General features: G+C 59.5%; 1 protein-coding gene. It reads left to right on the top strand.

The genetic code is table 11. From position 1 onward, the window contains the following. Nucleotides 1-130: 130 nt before the first annotated feature. Entirely contained in the window at nt 131-1,150 is a 1,020-nt protein-coding gene (locus CFB82_RS41520) for an IS110 family transposase (RefSeq protein WP_089487961.1), read from the top strand. Nucleotides 1,151-1,429 lie beyond the last annotated feature (279 nt).

Raw genomic sequence — 1,429 nt, 5'->3', positions numbered from 1 at the left:
AGGAGAATTGAAATGAACGCGTCCCACCCACGCACGTGAGAGCAAGAGAGGGGTGGATCCTCACGGGCCAACGGCATCGATGTGCCCAGGTGGAAAATGCACGCATTTCCCGGCAACCGGAGGATCCACGATGAACAGTATGGCCGTGGGCGTCGATATCGCCAAGAACGTGTTCCAGGTGCATTACGTTGATCAGGCAAGCGGCGAGATTGTGAACAAGGCGATCAAGCGTGCGAAGTTTCTGGAGCACTTCGCGAATCGTGAGCGGTGCGTAATTGGAATGGAGGCGTGTGGCGGTGCGCACCACTGGGCGCGAGCGCTGAAGCGGATGGGTCACGAGGTCAGGCTGATGCCGGCGGAGTTTGTGAAGGCATTCAACATCCGCAACAAGAACGATGCGGCAGACGCGCGAGCGATCTGGCTGGCGGTACAGCAGCCGGGCAAGCCGATAGCGGTGAAAACGGAAATGCAGCAGGCGATGTTGGCGCTGCACCGGATGCGGGAGCAGTTGGTGAAGTTCCGCACGATGCAGATCAACGGGCTGCGTGGACTGCTGACGGAATACGGCGAGGTGATGAGCAAGGGCCGGGCGGCACTGGACAAGGAGATACCGGCGGCGCTTGGCCGGATCGCGGAGCGTCTGCCAGCGGCACTGATCGATACGTTGCGCGAACAGTGGAATGGGTTGGCACGACTTGACGAACAGATTGCCGAGATCGAGCGACGCATGAGCGATTGGAAGAAGGAAGACCGGTCAGTGCAGGCAATCAGTGAGATTCCTGGCGTGGGGTTGCTGACGGCGACCGCGGCAGTGGCCATGATGGGCGATCCGAAAGCGTTTAGATCGGGACGGGAATTTGCGGCGTGGGCGGGTTTGGTGCCCAAGCAGACAGGCTCTGGCGGCAAGGTGAATCTGCACGGAATCAGCAAGAGAGGCGACACGTATCTGCGCACGTTGCTGATTCACGGCGCGCGCAGCGTACTCACCCACGCGAAGGAGCCGGGGCCGTGGGTCGAGCAGATCAAGAAGCGACGACCAGCGAATGTCGTGATCGTCGCGTTGGCCAACAAGATGGCGCGGACGATCTGGGCGGTACTCGCGCATGAGCGAGCGTATCGGAAGGACTACGTCAGCATGAAACCAGCCTGATCGGTTCATGCGAGGTAGAAGATCAACATTTACATAGGGTGAACGTCGAAAGGTTGCGCAGCAATCGAGTGTGATGACGAGCCAGGTAGGACCTGGGCCCGCCAAGCCTGAATGTCACCAAGAGCTTTGAGCTCGTTAGGAGAATGAGGCGCGGGTCAGCGGATTTCATAGAGGCCCGCAGCGGCGGTATCGACTGCATCAAGGCCGGATATAGAGCTGCAGCCCATCCTGTCTGTCGGAACACACGAGAACTGTTGCAAACGGGACGCGTTCATATAG

It is taken from the genome of Burkholderia sp. HI2714, assembly GCF_002223085.1.
GTDB lineage: Bacteria > Pseudomonadota > Gammaproteobacteria > Burkholderiales > Burkholderiaceae > Burkholderia > Burkholderia lata_D.
Note: the sequence above shows the minus strand (reverse complement) of the source record. Positions and strands in the feature narration are given on the sequence as shown.

Bases quoted from the DNA above. Each gene is read 5' to 3' on its own strand.
- CFB82_RS41520 (WP_089487961.1), top strand. From the start codon at position 131: ATGAACAGTATGGCCGTGGGCGTCGATATCGCCAAGAACGTGTTCCAG.